We start from the raw sequence: 14,428 nt of genomic DNA on the forward strand, positions 1-14,428 counted from the left end.
GTCCCGGCCCACCCCGAGTGCGTCCTGCATCGCCTCGAGCACTTTCGGCCCACCCGGATGGCACACCCACCACTCGATGTCCTCGCGCCGCAACCCCTGCTCGGACAGGAAGCGGTCGACGTCGCCGCCGACCTGCCCGCGCACCAGCGCCGGCACGTCCGCGCTGAGCACGATGCGCAACCCGGTGGGCCCGACGTCCCAGCCCATCGTTCGCTCGGTGTCCTCGTAGAGCCGGCTCCGGCTGGCCAGCACCGCTGGGCGGACGCGCGCCCCGACCGGCGGCACCAGCGCGGCCACCCGTTCCGAGCCGGCCGCGACCACCGCGGCGGCGCCGTCGCCGAACAGGCCGCTGGCGACGAGGTTGGGGATCGACGCGTCGTTGCGCTGCACCGTCAGCGAGCACAGTTCCACCGACAGCAGGACCGCGACGTCACCGGGGTGTCCGAGCAGGTAGTCGTGTAGGCGAGCGATCCCCGCAGCGCCGGCCACGCAGCCGAGGCCGACGATCGGCACCCGCTTCACGTCCGGGCGCAGCCCGATCCGGCCGGCGATCCTGGCGTCCAGTGACGGCACCGCGATGCCGGTGATCGTCGTCGCGACGATCTGGTCGACGTCGGAGGGCGTCAGGCCGGCGGCGTCGAGGGCGTCGGTGACCGCGCGGGATCCCAGTTCGACGGCGGCGGCGATGAACGCGTCGTTGGCCTCACCGAAGTCGCGGAGCGTCGCGTAGCGCTCCTTCGGCAGTGCGAGGTGCCGCGTGCTCACACCGGTGTGGGCGTGCAGGCGTTCCAGCAGCGCATGGTCGTACCGTCCGGCCGGGGCGATGATGCGGGCGAACTCGGCGGTCAGGTCGGCCTGCGCATACTTGTGGTCCGGCAGGGCGCCGCGGACGGACAGGATGCGCGTCATTGTCTTGTAGTAGGCAAATCCGCCGACCCTAAACTTCGGATCGTGGCGGTGGTGACAGCGACGGCCGGCCTGGTCCGGGCCTGCCATCCCGAGCCGACGCTGGCGGTGACGGCGCTCGCCGGGCTGCTGGCGCTGCGGCTGGGACACGACGCCGGCGCGCTCGTCCTCGTGGTCGCGGCCGTCTTCACCGGCCAGCTGACCGTCGGCTGGTCCAACGACCTCGTCGACGCCGGGCGCGACCGTGCTGTCGGCCGCGCGGACAAACCGCTGGTCACCGGCCGGGTCTCGGCGCGGGTGGTCGGCGTCGCGCTGGTGGTCGCCGCCGTGGCCTGCGTGGTCCTGTCCCTGGCCCTGGGGCTGGCGGCCGGGTCGTTGCATCTGGTCCTCGTCGGCTGCGGGGTGGCGTACAACGTGGTGCTGAAGCGGACGTCGCTGTCCTGGCTGCCGTACGCGGTCGCGTTCGGGCTGTTGCCCGCCGTGGCGAGCCTCGCCCTCGACCCGCCCGTGTGGCCGCCCTGGTGGATGGTCGCGGCCGGCGCGCTGCTCGGGGTCGGCGCGCACCTGGTCAACGTGCTGCCGGACCTCGACGACGACGCGGCGACCGGCGTGCGCGGGCTGCCGCACCGGCTGGGCCCGGCGCGGGCCCGGCTGATCGCGGTGATCGTGCTCGCGGCCGCGTCGGTGCTGGTCGTGCTCGGCCCGGGCCGGCCGCCGGTATGGGCGTGGGCAGGGCTGGGCGTCGTCGGGGTCCTCGTCGTGACGGCGCTCCGCGGCGGCGGGTCGACGCCGTTCCGCGCCGCGATGGCCATCGCACTGGTCGACGTGGTGTTGCTCGTGCTGCGCAGCTGAGCCCGGCGTACCTGGGTAGTGCACTCCCATGGGTGACCCGTGGGACCTCGTCGTCGTGGGCGGCGGACCGGCCGGCGCGGCGACGGCGCTCGGCGCGCTGTCGGCGGCTCCCGACCTGCGGGTGCTGCTGCTCGACCGCGCCGCGTTCCCACGCGACAAGGCCTGCGGCGACGGCGTCTCGCCGGAGGCGGCCGACGTGCTCGCCGGGCTGGGCGTCCCCGGTCTGCTGGACGACTGGACGCCGGTGCGGCGCCTGGACCTGTCGCACGGGAGCCGCCGGGTGTCGCGCCAGATGCGCCGGGCGGTCCGCGTCGTCCCGCGCACCGTTCTCGACGACCGGCTGGTCGCGGCCGCGGTCGCCGCGGGGGCGCGGCTGGAGCGGCATCGAGTGCGCAAGGTGCGAGTGCGGGGCGACGCTGTGGCCGTCGACGACGACCTCGCGGCCCGGGTGGTGGTCGGCGCGGACGGCGCCTACTCCGTCGTCCGCCGCGCCGCCGGGGTGCCCGAGGTACGCCACCGCGCCGTCGCACTGCGCGGGTACGTCGCGACGCCGCCACGGTGGTCGGGCCGGCAGGTCATCGCGTTCGACCCCCGCCGCCGCCAGGCCTACGCCTGGTGCTTCGACCGCGGCGACGGCCTGGCCAACGTCGGCTACGGCGCCTTCGGCACCGACGGCCTGACCCGGGCGGTGCTGCTACGGCGGCTCGGCGAGCTGCTCCCCGGCACCATGGACGGGCCGGGCGACGGCGCCGACTGGCGCGGCCACCATCTGCCGTTGTCGTCGTGGCGCTGGACGCAGCCCGACGGCCGGCTGCTCCTGACCGGCGATGCCGCCGGGCTGGTCAACCCGATGACCGGCGAGGGTATCCACTACGCCGTCGCCACGGGAGCACTGGCCGGGCGGGCGGCCGCGGCGGCGGTGACCGAGGGGCGGCCGTCGACGGCTGGTGCGCGTTACCGGACGGCCGTGCGCACGCTGCTCGGTCCGCACCTCCGGCACTCCGTCGTGGCCGCGCGCCTGTCGGTGCTGCCGGCGGTGCTGACGGCCGGCATCGTGGCGGCGGACCGCGACCAGCGCGTCTTCGACGACCTGGTCGACCTCGGCCTGGGATCGGGGCGGCTCACCCGCCGCGTGGTGGCCGGGCTCGCCCGCGCGCTCACACCGACCCGGTGTTGATCTTGGACTTGTTCGGCCATCTATCGGACATTTCATCCCGCAATTGCCGAACAGCTCCAAGATCAACATGAGATGCGGGCTGAGATTACGCGCCTGGCGCGCGTCTCACTCGCCGCAAGTGCCGTGTGTCGTGCAGCGCTGAACCTCGCGGCGATCTGACACCGTCGCGGCCACGCACCCACGGATGCAGCAGAAGAGCCTCACTTGAGCACGGTCCCGATGAACGTGGCCAGGTTCTGCCGGGCGCGGGCCACCTTCTCCTCGACGGTGATGGTCTCGTCGATCTCGGCGCTGACGATCGACTTCTTGCGGCCGCGGACGTACAGAGAGCAGGCGAGGTCGCCGCAGAGGTACTGACCCACGGTGTTGCCCTGCCGGCCGGCCTCGCCGGCGCGGCGGGCCGTCATGAGCGACACGCCGCCGCTGGTGTGGGTCGTCAGGCAGAGCGAGCACATGCTGCGGCTGGCGAAGCCGCGAGCGGCCTTCGGCGCGGCCCGCAGGGTGATGCCGATGAGGCCGTCGTCGCGGTGGGTGACGAGATAGCCGCGGTCGGGGGCGCCGGGATCGCGCCAGCCGAGGAAGTCGAGGTCGTCCCACGGCTGCTCGTCGAGGTCGCGAGGGACGGCCAGCCGCTGCGCCTCGCCCTTGGAGCAGTTGACGAAGGAGCGGCGGATGTCGCTCTCGGTGATCGGCCTCATGCTCGCGACGCTAACTCTGGGCGATTCGCCAGGGCAAAGTGTTTACCGCGGCGAGGATGATGATCATCAACGATCGTCGACGTGCGAACCGCGTCGACATCCCAGCCGGATCGTCCAACGCGACCGCGTCCACCCACCTGGGCTACGACGTCGTCAAGAGCTGACCGGGCGATTCGGGAACGACGCGTCGCCGAAGAGGATGCGGCGGGCGGCGGCCTGGCCGGGCGACGTGCGCAGCACGGCGAACGCCGCCGCCGCAACCACCGGCGACCTGACGTGGGCCAGCCCGTGCCGCAGCGCCAGCCGGCCGCGGAAGTGCGCCCGCAGTGTGGCGCCGTCGTAATGGGCCAGGGCGTCGGGCCGGCCGCTGCTCAGGGCGTCGTCGAGGACGGCGGCCGCGTGCTCGGACAGCCGCAGGCACGGGTCGAGGCCGCCGGCCGTGAGCGGCGAGACCGCGCCCGCGGCATCGCCGACCAGCAGGCCGTCGACGCAGCTGATGCGGCGCAGCACTCCGCCGACGGGGATCGGGCCGCCGCGCCGCTCGACCTCGCCGCCGTCCGTACGCTCGACGCCGTCGAGGCCGGGCGCGGCCGCGCTGAACCGAGTCAGCGCCCGACGCATGCCGTGCGGGAAGCGGTCGGCGTAGCCGGCGACGCCGACGTGCGCGTGCCGGCCGTCGTCTACCACCCATGCGAGGTAGCCGGGGGCGATCGCCGGATCGATGACGCAATGGAACGTCGGCGGCCGGTCCGAGGCGCCGATCGCGAAGACCTCCTCGGCGCCGGCGAGCAGGTGCTGGTTGCGGTCCAGCGCCAGGTCCCTGGCGACCCGCGAGCGCGCGCCGTCGGCGCCGACGACGAAGCGCGCCCGCACCCGGATCGGCCCGTCCGGCCCGGTCAGCAGGAACGACGAACGGCCCCGGCCCTCGTAGCGGGTGCCCAGCAGGACGCGCACTCCGGCGTCCGTCGCCGTTCGGGCCGCGTCGACGTACAGCGGCCCCATGTCGCCGACGCGGTACTCGTCGCGCTCGCTGACCAGGGTCACCGGACGGCGCCGGTTCGGCGGGTAGAGCACGACGCGGCGGATCGGCGGCCCCAGGCAGTCCGCCGGCAGCTCGAAGTCGTCGAGGGTGCGGCGGACGAAGATCCCGGTCGTCCGGATCGCGCCGTCGAGCCGCGGCCGCCGTTCGGTCAGCAGCACGTCGTGCCCGCGCCGGGCCAGCAGCGTCGCCGTGTGGAGTCCGGCCAGCCCGGCTCCCACGACCAGGACGTCGACGTTCACTCGTCGCCGTCCGGAACCCATTCGAGCAGGTCACCGGGCTGGCATTGGAGCACCCGGCACATCGACTCCAGCGTGCTGAACCGCACCGCCTTGGCCCGGCCGTTCTTCAGCACGGCGACGTTGGCCGGCGTCAGTCCGACCCGCTCGGCGAACTCGCCGACGCTCATCTTCCGCTTCGCCAGTTCGACGTCGATGCGCACGACGATGGGCATCAGATCACCGCGTCCATGTCGGAGCGCAGGATGGTGGCCTGACGCAGCAGCGCCCGCATGACGACCATCAGCAGGACCAGCACTCCCCCGGCCAGCATCACGCCGAACAGCAGCACCGGCAGCCCGGGCCCGGAGACCAGGACGGTGACGTAGACGAACGCGCCGAATAGCAGCACCCACGCGGCGGCCATCGTCCACACGATCGTGTTCACCCAGACGAACGCGCCCTCGCTGAAGATGCGGTCGGCCTTGACCATGCCGAGCAGCTGCCACGTGCAGACGATGACGACCTGGACGCACAGCAGCTCGACGATCGAGAACACCAGCGCCGGCCACTGCAGGTAGGCGAGGTCGGGCTCCTCGTCGGCCAGGTACGCGAGGGTTCCCGGCAGGATCGCTACCTGCGCCACCACCAGCCCGGCGAACAGCAGGACGAGCAGGACGCGGAGCAGGCCCAGTGCCCGGTGCTTGGACGGCATGCGTCGACTTTCGCTGGCTATCGATCGATTGTCAATAGATTTCGCTCGACAGCCAGTCGTGTCCGATCGGGCCGGTGCCGCTTACCGGAGCGCGTACGCCCGGATGATCTCCTGCTCGACGGTGTTGCCCTCGACATCCGACGCCGTGACCCGCAGCGAGAGGAATTCGCCGGCCGCGCCGCGGTCGTCGAGCCTCGCGGCGTACCGGCCGCCGTCGCGCTCGCGCACGTCGCGGACCCGCTGCCAGCTCGCGCCGTCGTCGTAGGACACCTCCAGCACGACCTCGTCGACGGGGCTCGGCTCGGCGCCCTCGGGGTGCGCGACCGTCAGCACGACCTCATGCGGCCCGCGGCGCTCACGCGGATGCGGCGCCCGGTTACGCAGGTCGACGTCCACGTCGTAGTCGACGGCGAGGAGCGGCGGGTCGCCGAGCTGATGGAGCTGCTCGGCGCCCGCACCCGGTTCGAGGCGGGCGTGAGGAGCCAACGGCGCCAGCTGCTCGGCTGACGCCGCGACGGGCGCCCGTCAGGCCGCCGGACCTGTGCCGACGTTCAGGATGTTGCCGTCGGGGTCCTTGAACCAAGCGCCCCGGAACGGGCCCAGCTCGGCCATCCCCCGCTCGTCGGTCTTGAGCCCCGGCAGGTCGTACTGCTCGAACGTCACGCCCTTGCCGACCAGTTCGTCGATCATCGCGTCTGCGTCGTCGACGACCCAGGTCGCCACCGTCTGCTGCGCAGTGCCTGCGAACTGGCTCTCGTAGAGGAGGAAGCGCGTCGCTCCCGACCGGTAGAAGACTCCGCCGGTCGGGTCCTCCATCTCGACGGTGAACCCCAGCGTCTGTTCGTAGAAGGATCGTGCTCGTGCCAGGTCGCCCGTCGCGATCGTGGCGTAGACCGGATAGTCGTTGAGCATGCCGATCACCCCCCACGTCGACTGTACGCCGATATCCGCGGGCGGAGCCGATGGCGGCTGGACATTCTCCGTGCAGCGGGTCAGGCCGTCAGCGCCGTGACGGTTGATCATGGACAAGGTCCCCTTTCGCGACGTTGGAAAGGGGCGTTTCTCCACGATCAACGCGACGGTGTGAGCTACGGCCCCGAGGAATGCGACGGGCGGCCGGTGCGGGCGCGATTAGCCGTTCATTACGGTGACCGCACTCGAACGTCTGGCCCAGTGCACGAACGTCCGGCTGGCCCTGCCGCGAACGGCGAGCCGGAGCGATGATGGCGCGCATGCGGTTCCGCCACGCGCCCGAGATCTGGGCCGATCACCCCACACTGGCCGCCGGGGTCCTCGTCGTCGACGGGGTCAGCGACCGAGCCGCGCCCGACGATCCCGTCGAGCGGTATGTCGACCAGGCCCGCGAGCGACTGCGCAACGGGCCGGCCAGCGCGCTGCCGCAACTGCAGGCCTGGCGGCGCACGTTCGCCGCGATGGGCCTGAAGCCGACGCAGTACCGGTGCGCCGCGGAGTCGCTGCTGCGCCGGTTGGGCAAGGACGGCACGCTGCCACGGATCCACCCGCTCGTCGACCTGTGCAACGCGGCGTCGGCGGCGGCCGCGATCCCGGTCGCCGCGCTGGACCGCGACCGCGTCAAGGGCGATCTGGAGGTCCGCCGGGCGCACGGCGACGAAACGTACACGACGTTCACCGGCGAGGTGGAGCGGCCGCCGCCCGGCGAGGTGATCTTCGCCGACGAGGCCGGTCAGGCGCACGCGCGGCGCTGGACGCACAAGCAGAGCGGCACGTCGATCGTCCGGCCGGAGACCCGCGACGTCCTGATCGTGTCCGAGGCACTGCACCCGGGCGCCGCCGCCGACGTCGAGGCGCTGCTGACCGCGCTGGCAGCCGACGTCGCCAAGGCCTGGCCCGGGGTGGCGCCGCGGGTGACGATCCTGACGAGCACGCGGCCGGCCGTGGAACTCGCTGGCTGACGCCGCCGCTCCTGTGATGGAGTGGCGCCGTGGACGCCGCCACCATCGCCGACCGCTTCGACCTCGGCGCCCGTGCGACGCTCTCCGAAGGCCCGGTCGCCCGCGGCAAGCAGGGCGCCGTCTGGCGGCTCACCACCACGGACGGACGGTGGGCGGTGAAGGTCCCGTTCCGGCACGAGGACGAGGACGCGCTCGCCCCCGCCGCCGCGTTCCAGGAGGCGGCCGTCGCGGCGGGCGTCCCGGCGCCGCGGATCCGCCGCACCACCGATGGCGACCTGTTCGCCGTCGTCGGCGGGGTCCGGCTGCGGGTCTACGAGTGGTTCGACCTGGGCGACCCCGATCCGCTGCTCGACCCGGAGCTGGTCGGCGCCGCCGTGGCCGCGAGCCACTGCGTGGCGGACGCCGAGCCGGCCGCGCCGTTCACCGCTCCCGACCGCTGGTACCTCGACCCGGTCGGCGCGACGCGGTGGGACGTGCTGCTCACGGAGCTGGACGCCGCCGGCGCCCCGTTCGCCGGCGACCTCGCCGCGCTGCGCGACGAGCTCGTCGAGTTGGAGTCGTGGCTCACTCCCCCGGCCACGCCGCGGACCTGCCACCGCGACCTCGTGGCGGACAACCTCGTCCCGACGGCGGCCGGCGGCGTCTGCATCATCGACTGGGAGAACAGCGGCCCGGCCGGCCCGGCGCAGGAGCTCGCCGTCGTGCTGTTCGAATACGCGCGCACCGATCCCGGCCGGGCCCGAGCGCTCGTCGCCGCCTACGAGGACGCCGGCGGCCCGGCCCGCATCACCGGCCGCGGCGACTTCTCCATGCTGATCGCGCAGCTCGGCCACATCACCGAGCTCGCGGCCACCGACTGGCTGCGGCCGAACGACCGCTCGCCGGGCCGGCCGCACGCGGAGGCCTGGATCCGCGAGGTCCTCGACGACCCGCACACGCGGGAGCGACTCGACCTCCTGCTGGCGGCGATCTCCCGATGAGGCTCACCGTGTTCGGCGGCTGCGGCGCCTGGCCGGCGGCCGGCCAGGCCTGCGGCGGTTACCTGCTGGAGCAGGACGGCTTCCGGCTGCTGGTCGATCCGGGGTACGCCGTCCTCCCGCGGCTGCTGGAGGTCGTCGACGCGGCGGCGGTCGACGCCGTCGTCGTCTCGCACGGGCATCCGGACCACTGCGCCGATCTCAACCCGCTGCTGCGGGCCCGGGCGCTGAGCGACGAACCGCCCGCGGCGCTGCCGGTATACGCCCCGGCGGGCGCTGTCGACGCCGTCCTGGCGCTGGACTCGATGCGCGCGATGAGCAGGGCCGTCGAGCCGGTGGTGCTCACCGACGGCGGGCGCGTCCGCGTCGGGCCGTTCGACGTCACGTCCGCGCTGCTGCCGCACCACTTACCCAACCTCGGCGTGCGGATCACCGACGGCGCCGGCACGCTGACCTACAGCGGCGACGCCGGCCCGGACGCGGCGCTGGTCGAGCTGGCCCGCGATGCCGACCTGCTGCTCGTCGAGGCGACCTATCCCCACGCCGTACCGGACGAGGACGCCGGGTTGCTCTGCAGCGCCGTCCAGGCGGCCGAGCAGGCGGCGGCCGCCGATGCCCGGCGGATCATGCTCACGCACCTGTGGCCGGGTCTGGACCCCGCCACGTTCGTCGCCGCGGCCGAGCGCACCGGCGCGACGAACGTGAGCGTCGCCGCGCCCGGGGCCGCTCAGCCGATCGGCTCGTAGTCGAGCTCGAGGAAGTCGTCGACCTCGGTGGCCCACCGCTGCGCGACGAACGCGACGTGCACCGGATGCTCGTTGTAGCCGTCGTAGGCCGCCTGGTCGGCGAACTCCATGGAGAAGCCGAAGCTGAAGTCGTTCTTCGGGCTGGTCTGCCGGAGCTGCTCGAACCGCTGGACGCCGGGGATGTCCGCGAGCGCGAGGGCGGCCTCGAGGAAGGTGCGCTCCTCGTCCGAGCCGGCGGGGTGACGGAGGCGGAAGGCGACGGTGTGGCGGATCATGGTCGGAGCGTAACGGAGGGCCGTTCCTGGTAGAACGTCCGGATGGTGCCCGACGTCAGCGCCTGGCGCGGCCTCGACCTGCTCGAGCCGCTATCGGGTGGTGCCCGGAACCCGGTGTTCCTGGCCCGTCGCGGCTCCGAGCGGTTCGTCGTGCGCGTGTCCGGCCGCCCTGCACCGGCGCTGACTTGGGAACTCGACCTGCTGGACCACCTCGCGGCGCACGGTGTCGCCGTCGCCGAGATCGTCGCTGCCGACGACGGGCGGCGCGACCACGGCGGCGTGCTGGTGCACCCGTTCGTCCCCGGCCGGCCGCCGTCGACCGCGGACGACTGGCGGCGGGTCGTCGCGGCGGCCGCCGCCGTACACCGGTGCACGCCGAACTGGCCGCAGCGGCCGGGGTTCGCGAGCAGCATGGCGCTGCTGACGGCGGCCCGCGGCGGCGACGTCGACCTGGCGGCGCTGCCGGACGGCGCCGCGGAGCTCATTCGGGACTGCTGGCGTCGGCTCCCGCCGGCACCGCCGGCTGCCGTCCACGGTGATCTCGGCGCGGGGAACGTGCTCGTCGACGGCGAGCGGGTCACGCTGATCGACTGGGACGAGTCGCGGGTCGACGTGCCGTGGCTCGACTTCGCCCACCTTCCCGAGGACGTCGACGTGCCGGTGCCGATGGACCGCGCCCACCTGGTGACGGCCGGCGTCGCCTGGGAGGTGGCCACCTGCTGGGTCGCCGAGCCGGAGTACGCGGCGCGCCGGCTCGCCGAGCTGCGTGCCCGCACCGGCCATTGAGACCGGCGTCAGCCGCAGTGGATGCGGGTGCGGGTGGCCGTCGTCCAGTCGACCACGCCCTTGATGTTGACGCAGCGGTTCGACATGTCCACGCCCGCAGGCGTGTAGACCGGACCGGCGTAGTAGCTGTACATGCCGCCGTCGCAGCCGACGCTGCTGGGGCACGACGGCGGCGACGAGCCGTACGGCCAGATGCTCGCCTCGGTGTACAGCTTGGTGCCGTAGGTGGCGCTGGAATGGTTGACGACCATGCAGTTGCGCTTCGACGTGCTGGACCAGTAGACGTCCATGTAGCCGAGCACCGGCGACGACCCGATGGGGTAGTGCCCGATGTGCCGGTACGACGAGCCGCACGGACCGGACGCCACCGCCATCCGTTCGTCCCCGCCGATCGTCGGGTCGGAGTCTTCGCCGGCGGCCGCGGGCGCGGCGAGACCGAGCAGCAGGAACAGGACGAAGACGAGCGCTGAGATGACACGTTTCATCCGGTGGATCCTCCTTGCCCTGCAACAACCGGATTGTCACGAACGACAGTGGCGGACAACCCGCCCGAGCGCAAGATCATTACCGCATCTGTCTCACAACGGCGCCTGATTCACGTCCGGCCGGCGTCCGGTGACGGCCCGGGCTGCCGCGGAATCGGCCGTTGCAGCGGACCGATGGTGACACGCAGGCCGAGGTGCTCGGCGAGCATGTGCTCCAGCTGGCCGCCGTCGATCAGCTGGATGCGCCCGTGCCGAGCCGCGAACTCGTGCGTCGCCCGGCCGAACCACGACGTCGTGACGAGGACGCCGCGGCCGGCGCGCTTGTCCTCCATCGCGCCGGCCAGCGCCCGGACGGCGTCCGGCGGGACGACCTTGCGGTAGCGCTTGGCCTGGACGACGCAGACGCCGCCCATGATCGGGTCGGTGTTGACGGCGACCGCGTCGACGCCGTCGTCGCCGGAGGCCTGCGTCGTCCAGGCGCGCATGCCCATCGCCTCGAACATCTGGCGTACGAGGTGCTCGAACTCGACCGGCCGCAGTTGCAGCAGTACCGGCCGGCCGTCCAGTACCGCGGCGGCGTCCCGCGGCTCGACCAGGCGGTACCGGGACAGGTCGGGGTCGAAGATCGGCGGGACCGCCTCCAGGTCCCACGGGTGCGGCGAGACGACTGCGGCGAGGTGGCGCAGGCACTCGCGCGGGTCGAGCCGGGTCAGGACGAGGTCGCCGAACTGCTCGCGGGTGGCGGTGACGCTGACCAGGCACGGATGCTCCGACCGTCCCGTCGCGCGGTTGCGGGTCGAGACGTGCGCGTTGACGGCGACCGCGTTGACCAGCCCGGGCGGCTGCACCTCGAATGCCGCGTGCAGCGTGCGCAGGACGAGCTGCGCCACCAAGCCCGAGTAGAGCCGGCGGATGTCCTTGGCCGTGCGCAGCCGCGGCGCGACCTTGTCCAGTGACCGCACGTACTGGTACTCGCGGACCACGGGCACGATCTCGACCGCCGGGAGCTCGCGCACCACCAGCAGCCGGCGCTCGTCCGGCTCGTAGGCGACGTCGACCGCCGCCGGCAGCCCGTCCGGCAGCGGGGCCGCCTCTATGAGCAGCTGGTAATAGTCGGCGACGGCCCGCGCGTCGCCGGCCTCGACGCCCAGCTCGACCTGGTCGACCTGCGCGTTGTGGCGCTCGATCTGCTCGCGCCGCGATGCCTCGGCGACGGCGTGCCGGCGCTCGGCCTCGGCCAGGGCGGCCAGCCGCAGCGCCTCGTGCTCGCGGTGCACCCGCACGGCACGCACGAACCTGGTCCGGGCCTGCGCGGCCGCCCGCCGCCGGCCGCCTGTCAGCAGCCGGGCGGCCCAGCCCATCGGTGGTGGCGCGTAGTCGTCCCACGCCGGCGCCTCGGCCGCGGTGACCAGCGCGCGGTCGGGCACGAACGGCCATGGCCGGTAGCTGTGCCGGAGCTGATCGAAGTAGACGGGGCCGCCCGCAGCGAGGCCGTCGACCAGGATCGACTCCAGCTCGGCCACCCGGGCGGCGACCGCGCTGGTCATGTCCGCCGCGTCAGCCTGCTGCCGGCGGACGTGCTCGTCGTGGCCGGCCCGATCGTCGCCGGCCGGGTGCCCGGCGGCGGAACCGGGGAGCCGCCGGGTGACTCGGTGCTGTGGTTCGTCGGTGGAATCGCTGCTGCTCCGTCGCGTCATGATCCGCCCCAGACTCGACGCCCAACGGTAAGGATCATTATATGGCGGGAAAATGCGGCGAAAGAGCGAGAAAGCCGCCACGCGGGCGTTATCGATGAAAACTCGGTGAACGCCCGGCGTCGCGAAGAATACCGTTCATCGACGCCGCAACCAGCGACGATGCGTCGCTTTCTCGGAAATGCGTCGGTTTGTGACTCCCGGGGTCACACCGTCGGGTCGATACCGTCGGGCAGCACGGCCACGCAGTCGATCTCGATCTGGATGAACGAGAAGTGGTTGCCGACGGTGGTGCGCGCCGGGTACGGCGGCTGGAACGTCTGCGTGTAGAGCTCGTTGTAGCGGGCCCGCGACTCCTCGTCCCGCAGAAACGCCCGCACCTGCACGACGTCGCGCAGCGTGGCGCCGGCGGCCGCGAGGATCTCCTCCAGGTTGCGGATCGTGCGGTGGAACTCGCCGTCGAACGTGTCCGCCACGATGCCCAAGCCCTGCTCCGTCGACGCCTGGCCCGACACGAACAGCAGCCGGCCGACCCGTACGGCCGACGACAGCGGCACCGGCGGCGGGTTGTCGGGGTCGGGCTCGATGTACTCGATCACGCGTGTGCTCCTCGGTGGCTGGGCGGACGTCGCTCACCCTCCGGGGCCCGCCGTTCCATGTCAACTCGGCCAGCGCCGCGATAGTGGATATGCTTCCGCCATGGAGGACGACCTACCGGAGCGGCTGCGAACCCAGCTCAAGGCGCAGCGCCACCGGCGCGAGCTGAGCCTGGAGGCGCTGGCGGCGGCCAGCGGGGTGAGCCGGAGCATGATCTCCGACATCGAGCGCGGCACCAAGATCCCCACCGTCCTCGTGCTAGCCCGGCTCGCGACGGCGCTCGGCGTCACCGTGGCGCGGTTGCTGGGCGAGGACCAGCCCGAGCGGGTGATCGTCCGGCGGGCCGCCGAGCAGCCGGTCATCACCGACCCCGGCGGCTGGGAGCGGCGCATCCTCTCCCCCACGCTGCCCGGCGTCGAGTTCGAGCTCATCCGCACCACCATCCCGGCCGGCGTCGTGCTCGGCTCGTTCGCGGCGCACGCCGCTGGGTCGCGCGAGTACGTCGCCGTCGAGACCGGCGAGCTCACCGTCACCGTCGACGGCGTCCGGCACCGGCTCGCCACCGGCGACGCGCTCTACTACGCGGGCGACGCCGTGCACGAGTTCGCCAATCCCGGCACCACCGAGTGCGTCTACTACACCGCCATGCACGTCGCGAAGGAGCCCGCATGACCATCCAACGGCTCGACCCCGCCGGCCTGCCCGCGGCGACCGGCAACTACACCCATGGCACGCTGGTCACCGGTGCCCGCCGGACGGTGTACGTCAGCGGCCAGGTCCCCTGGGCCGACGACGACGGCCGGGTGCCGCCGGAGTTCGAGGAGCAGTGCCGGCTCACCTGGCGCAACGTCCTCGCCGTCCTGGCCGAGGCCGGCATGGGGGTCCAGAACCTCGCCAAGGTCACGACGTACCTGTCCGACCGGCGCTACCGCGAGGCGAACAGCCGCATCCGCCAGGAGGTGCTCGGCGACCACCGTCCGGCGCTCACGATCATCATCACCGACATCTACTCCGAGGACTGGCTCCTCGAGATCGATGCCATCGCGGTGGAGTGAGGAGCGAGAGAAAGTGTCGGCACTATGCCAGTGATGTCCACGAGTTTGCACGCCGGCCGGGCGACTTAGGCGAGCTGGTCGCCGAGGTCGTCGCCTTTGCCGATCCTCTCGGCCGAGAACGGGCGGCTCACCTGGTCGGCCCGGGCGCGCCCCTGGGGGTGACGCGGGCGAGCGGCTGAGCCGCGGCGTTCATGGACGTTTCATCCGGGCGCCGAAGCGCGTTCCCGTGGCGGATCGGGGCGGGTCGGAAGCTGCTGCCACCACCCGCCCCACC

The 14,428-nt window shown here is 72.9% G+C and carries 20 protein-coding genes; 9 read left to right on the top strand and 11 right to left on the bottom strand.

Annotation, left to right across the window (positions count from 1 at the left end):
- Positions 1-909, bottom strand: a 909-nt coding sequence (locus E1262_RS29470; protein ID WP_132107909.1) for a type III polyketide synthase, incomplete at its 3' end; no start/stop codon positions are given.
- Between the two features lie 42 nt (positions 910-951).
- Between E1262_RS29470 and E1262_RS29475 the strand changes: the two genes are divergently transcribed.
- Together E1262_RS29475 and E1262_RS29480 are read left to right on the top strand one after the other, a co-directional pair.
- Positions 952-1,758 carry a UbiA family prenyltransferase gene (locus E1262_RS29475; RefSeq protein WP_203454709.1) on the top strand — a complete coding sequence of 269 codons (807 nt, stop codon included), beginning with the start codon at positions 952-954 and terminating at the stop codon, positions 1,756-1,758.
- A 28-nt stretch (positions 1,759-1,786) separates the two neighbouring features.
- Complete coding sequence (locus E1262_RS29480) at positions 1,787-2,935, top strand: NAD(P)/FAD-dependent oxidoreductase (RefSeq protein ID WP_132107911.1); 1,149 nt, start codon at positions 1,787-1,789, stop codon at positions 2,933-2,935.
- A 200-nt stretch (positions 2,936-3,135) separates the two neighbouring features.
- Here the strand turns inward: E1262_RS29480 and E1262_RS29485 are convergent, their stop codons facing one another.
- The 5 genes from E1262_RS29485 to E1262_RS29505 form a co-directional block, all read right to left on the bottom strand.
- Entirely contained in the window at positions 3,136-3,633 is a 498-nt protein-coding gene (locus E1262_RS29485; RefSeq protein ID WP_132107912.1) for an FBP domain-containing protein, read from the bottom strand.
- Between the two features lie 153 nt (positions 3,634-3,786).
- Positions 3,787-4,935 carry an FAD-dependent oxidoreductase gene (locus E1262_RS29490; RefSeq protein WP_132107913.1) on the bottom strand — a complete coding sequence of 383 codons (1,149 nt, stop codon included), beginning with the start codon at positions 4,933-4,935 and terminating at the stop codon, positions 3,787-3,789.
- The gene (locus E1262_RS29495) at positions 4,911-5,126 is read right to left on the bottom strand and encodes a helix-turn-helix domain-containing protein (RefSeq protein WP_132107914.1); all 216 of its coding nucleotides are present in this window, start codon (positions 5,124-5,126) and stop codon (positions 4,911-4,913) included. Before E1262_RS29495 ends, E1262_RS29490 begins: the two co-directional genes overlap by 25 nt.
- Positions 5,126-5,605: a DUF2975 domain-containing protein gene (locus E1262_RS29500; protein ID WP_132107915.1), complete on the bottom strand. Its 480-nt coding sequence runs from the start codon at positions 5,603-5,605 to the stop codon at positions 5,126-5,128. Before E1262_RS29500 ends, E1262_RS29495 begins: the two co-directional genes overlap by 1 nt.
- Before the next feature lie 81 nt (positions 5,606-5,686).
- Positions 5,687-5,938 carry a hypothetical protein gene (locus E1262_RS29505; protein WP_132107916.1) on the bottom strand — a complete coding sequence of 84 codons (252 nt, stop codon included), beginning with the start codon at positions 5,936-5,938 and terminating at the stop codon, positions 5,687-5,689.
- Between the two features lie 6 nt (positions 5,939-5,944).
- Between E1262_RS29505 and E1262_RS30700 the strand changes: the two genes are divergently transcribed.
- The gene (locus E1262_RS30700; RefSeq protein ID WP_162606138.1) at positions 5,945-6,112 is read left to right on the top strand and encodes a hypothetical protein; all 168 of its coding nucleotides are present in this window, start codon (positions 5,945-5,947) and stop codon (positions 6,110-6,112) included.
- Positions 6,113-6,130: 18 nt separating this feature from the next.
- Here E1262_RS30700 and E1262_RS29510 read toward each other — a convergent pair whose 3' ends face one another.
- Positions 6,131-6,673 (bottom strand): VOC family protein, encoded by a 543-nt coding sequence (locus E1262_RS29510; protein WP_203454713.1) that lies wholly within the window; start codon positions 6,671-6,673, stop codon positions 6,131-6,133.
- Between the two features lie 164 nt (positions 6,674-6,837).
- On the opposite strand from E1262_RS29510, the gene E1262_RS29515 reads away from it, so the two are divergent.
- Genes E1262_RS29515 through E1262_RS29525 form a run of 3 tightly spaced genes read left to right on the top strand, consistent with a single transcriptional unit; the run spans position 6,838 to position 9,262 of the window.
- Positions 6,838-7,539: a B3/B4 domain-containing protein gene (locus E1262_RS29515; protein ID WP_132107917.1), complete on the top strand. Its 702-nt coding sequence runs from the start codon at positions 6,838-6,840 to the stop codon at positions 7,537-7,539.
- A 29-nt stretch (positions 7,540-7,568) separates the two neighbouring features.
- Positions 7,569-8,519, top strand: a complete 951-nt coding sequence (locus tag E1262_RS29520; RefSeq protein ID WP_132107918.1) for a phosphotransferase — start codon at positions 7,569-7,571, stop codon at positions 8,517-8,519.
- Complete coding sequence (locus E1262_RS29525; RefSeq protein ID WP_132107919.1) at positions 8,516-9,262, top strand: MBL fold metallo-hydrolase; 747 nt, start codon at positions 8,516-8,518, stop codon at positions 9,260-9,262. The genes E1262_RS29520 and E1262_RS29525 overlap by 4 nt, the downstream gene beginning before the upstream one ends.
- Here E1262_RS29525 and E1262_RS29530 read toward each other — a convergent pair.
- Positions 9,244-9,537 carry a Dabb family protein gene (locus tag E1262_RS29530; RefSeq protein ID WP_132107920.1) on the bottom strand — a complete coding sequence of 98 codons (294 nt, stop codon included), beginning with the start codon at positions 9,535-9,537 and terminating at the stop codon, positions 9,244-9,246. The two genes, E1262_RS29525 and E1262_RS29530, sit on opposite strands and share 19 nt — an antisense overlap.
- A gap of 42 nt (positions 9,538-9,579) precedes the next feature.
- Here E1262_RS29530 and E1262_RS29535 point away from each other — a divergent pair, with 42 nt between their 5' ends.
- The gene (locus E1262_RS29535; RefSeq protein WP_132107921.1) at positions 9,580-10,323 is read left to right on the top strand and encodes a phosphotransferase; all 744 of its coding nucleotides are present in this window, start codon (positions 9,580-9,582) and stop codon (positions 10,321-10,323) included.
- 8 nt (positions 10,324-10,331) lie between these two features.
- Here the strand turns inward: E1262_RS29535 and E1262_RS29540 are convergent, their stop codons facing one another.
- From E1262_RS29540 to E1262_RS29550, 3 genes are all read right to left on the bottom strand, one after another.
- Entirely contained in the window at positions 10,332-10,808 is a 477-nt protein-coding gene (locus tag E1262_RS29540) for a hypothetical protein (RefSeq protein WP_203454714.1), read from the bottom strand.
- Between the two features lie 110 nt (positions 10,809-10,918).
- Positions 10,919-12,505 carry a restriction endonuclease gene (locus tag E1262_RS29545; protein WP_203454715.1) on the bottom strand — a complete coding sequence of 529 codons (1,587 nt, stop codon included), beginning with the start codon at positions 12,503-12,505 and terminating at the stop codon, positions 10,919-10,921.
- A gap of 203 nt (positions 12,506-12,708) precedes the next feature.
- Positions 12,709-13,101 (bottom strand): RidA family protein, encoded by a 393-nt coding sequence (locus E1262_RS29550; protein WP_132107922.1) that lies wholly within the window; start codon positions 13,099-13,101, stop codon positions 12,709-12,711.
- Positions 13,102-13,201: 100 nt separating this feature from the next.
- Between E1262_RS29550 and E1262_RS29555 the strand changes: the two genes are divergently transcribed.
- Together E1262_RS29555 and E1262_RS29560 are read left to right on the top strand one after the other, a co-directional pair.
- Positions 13,202-13,771 (top strand): helix-turn-helix domain-containing protein, encoded by a 570-nt coding sequence (locus E1262_RS29555; RefSeq protein ID WP_132107923.1) that lies wholly within the window; start codon positions 13,202-13,204, stop codon positions 13,769-13,771.
- Positions 13,768-14,154: a RidA family protein gene (locus E1262_RS29560; RefSeq protein ID WP_132107924.1), complete on the top strand. Its 387-nt coding sequence runs from the start codon at positions 13,768-13,770 to the stop codon at positions 14,152-14,154. The genes E1262_RS29555 and E1262_RS29560 overlap by 4 nt, the downstream gene beginning before the upstream one ends.
- Positions 14,155-14,428: the final 274 nt, after the last annotated feature.

The organism is Jiangella aurantiaca (assembly GCF_004349105.1).
In the GTDB taxonomy this organism is placed as follows: Bacteria; Actinomycetota; Actinomycetes; order Jiangellales; family Jiangellaceae; genus Jiangella; species Jiangella aurantiaca.

Excerpts from the sequence above, each read along its gene's own strand:
- E1262_RS29480 (WP_132107911.1), top strand. The coding sequence starts at position 1,787 with ATGGGTGACCCGTGGGACCTCGTCGTCGTGGGCGGCGGACCGGCCGGC.
- E1262_RS29485 (WP_132107912.1), bottom strand. The coding sequence starts at position 3,633 with ATGAGGCCGATCACCGAGAGCGACATCCGCCGCTCCTTCGTCAACTGC.
- E1262_RS29490 (WP_132107913.1), bottom strand. The coding sequence starts at position 4,935 with ATGGGTTCCGGACGGCGACGAGTGAACGTCGACGTCCTGGTCGTGGGA.
- E1262_RS29495 (WP_132107914.1), bottom strand. The coding sequence starts at position 5,126 with ATGCCCATCGTCGTGCGCATCGACGTCGAACTGGCGAAGCGGAAGATG.
- E1262_RS29500 (WP_132107915.1), bottom strand. The coding sequence starts at position 5,605 with ATGCCGTCCAAGCACCGGGCACTGGGCCTGCTCCGCGTCCTGCTCGTC.
- E1262_RS30700 (WP_162606138.1), top strand. The coding sequence starts at position 5,945 with ATGCGGCCCGCGGCGCTCACGCGGATGCGGCGCCCGGTTACGCAGGTC.
- E1262_RS29515 (WP_132107917.1), top strand. The coding sequence starts at position 6,838 with ATGCGGTTCCGCCACGCGCCCGAGATCTGGGCCGATCACCCCACACTG.
- E1262_RS29525 (WP_132107919.1), top strand. The coding sequence starts at position 8,516 with ATGAGGCTCACCGTGTTCGGCGGCTGCGGCGCCTGGCCGGCGGCCGGC.
- E1262_RS29530 (WP_132107920.1), bottom strand. The coding sequence starts at position 9,537 with ATGATCCGCCACACCGTCGCCTTCCGCCTCCGTCACCCCGCCGGCTCG.
- E1262_RS29535 (WP_132107921.1), top strand. The coding sequence starts at position 9,580 with ATGGTGCCCGACGTCAGCGCCTGGCGCGGCCTCGACCTGCTCGAGCCG.
- E1262_RS29540 (WP_203454714.1), bottom strand. The coding sequence starts at position 10,808 with ATGAAACGTGTCATCTCAGCGCTCGTCTTCGTCCTGTTCCTGCTGCTC.
- E1262_RS29545 (WP_203454715.1), bottom strand. The coding sequence starts at position 12,505 with ATGACGCGACGGAGCAGCAGCGATTCCACCGACGAACCACAGCACCGA.
- E1262_RS29555 (WP_132107923.1), top strand. The coding sequence starts at position 13,202 with ATGGAGGACGACCTACCGGAGCGGCTGCGAACCCAGCTCAAGGCGCAG.
- E1262_RS29560 (WP_132107924.1), top strand. The coding sequence starts at position 13,768 with ATGACCATCCAACGGCTCGACCCCGCCGGCCTGCCCGCGGCGACCGGC.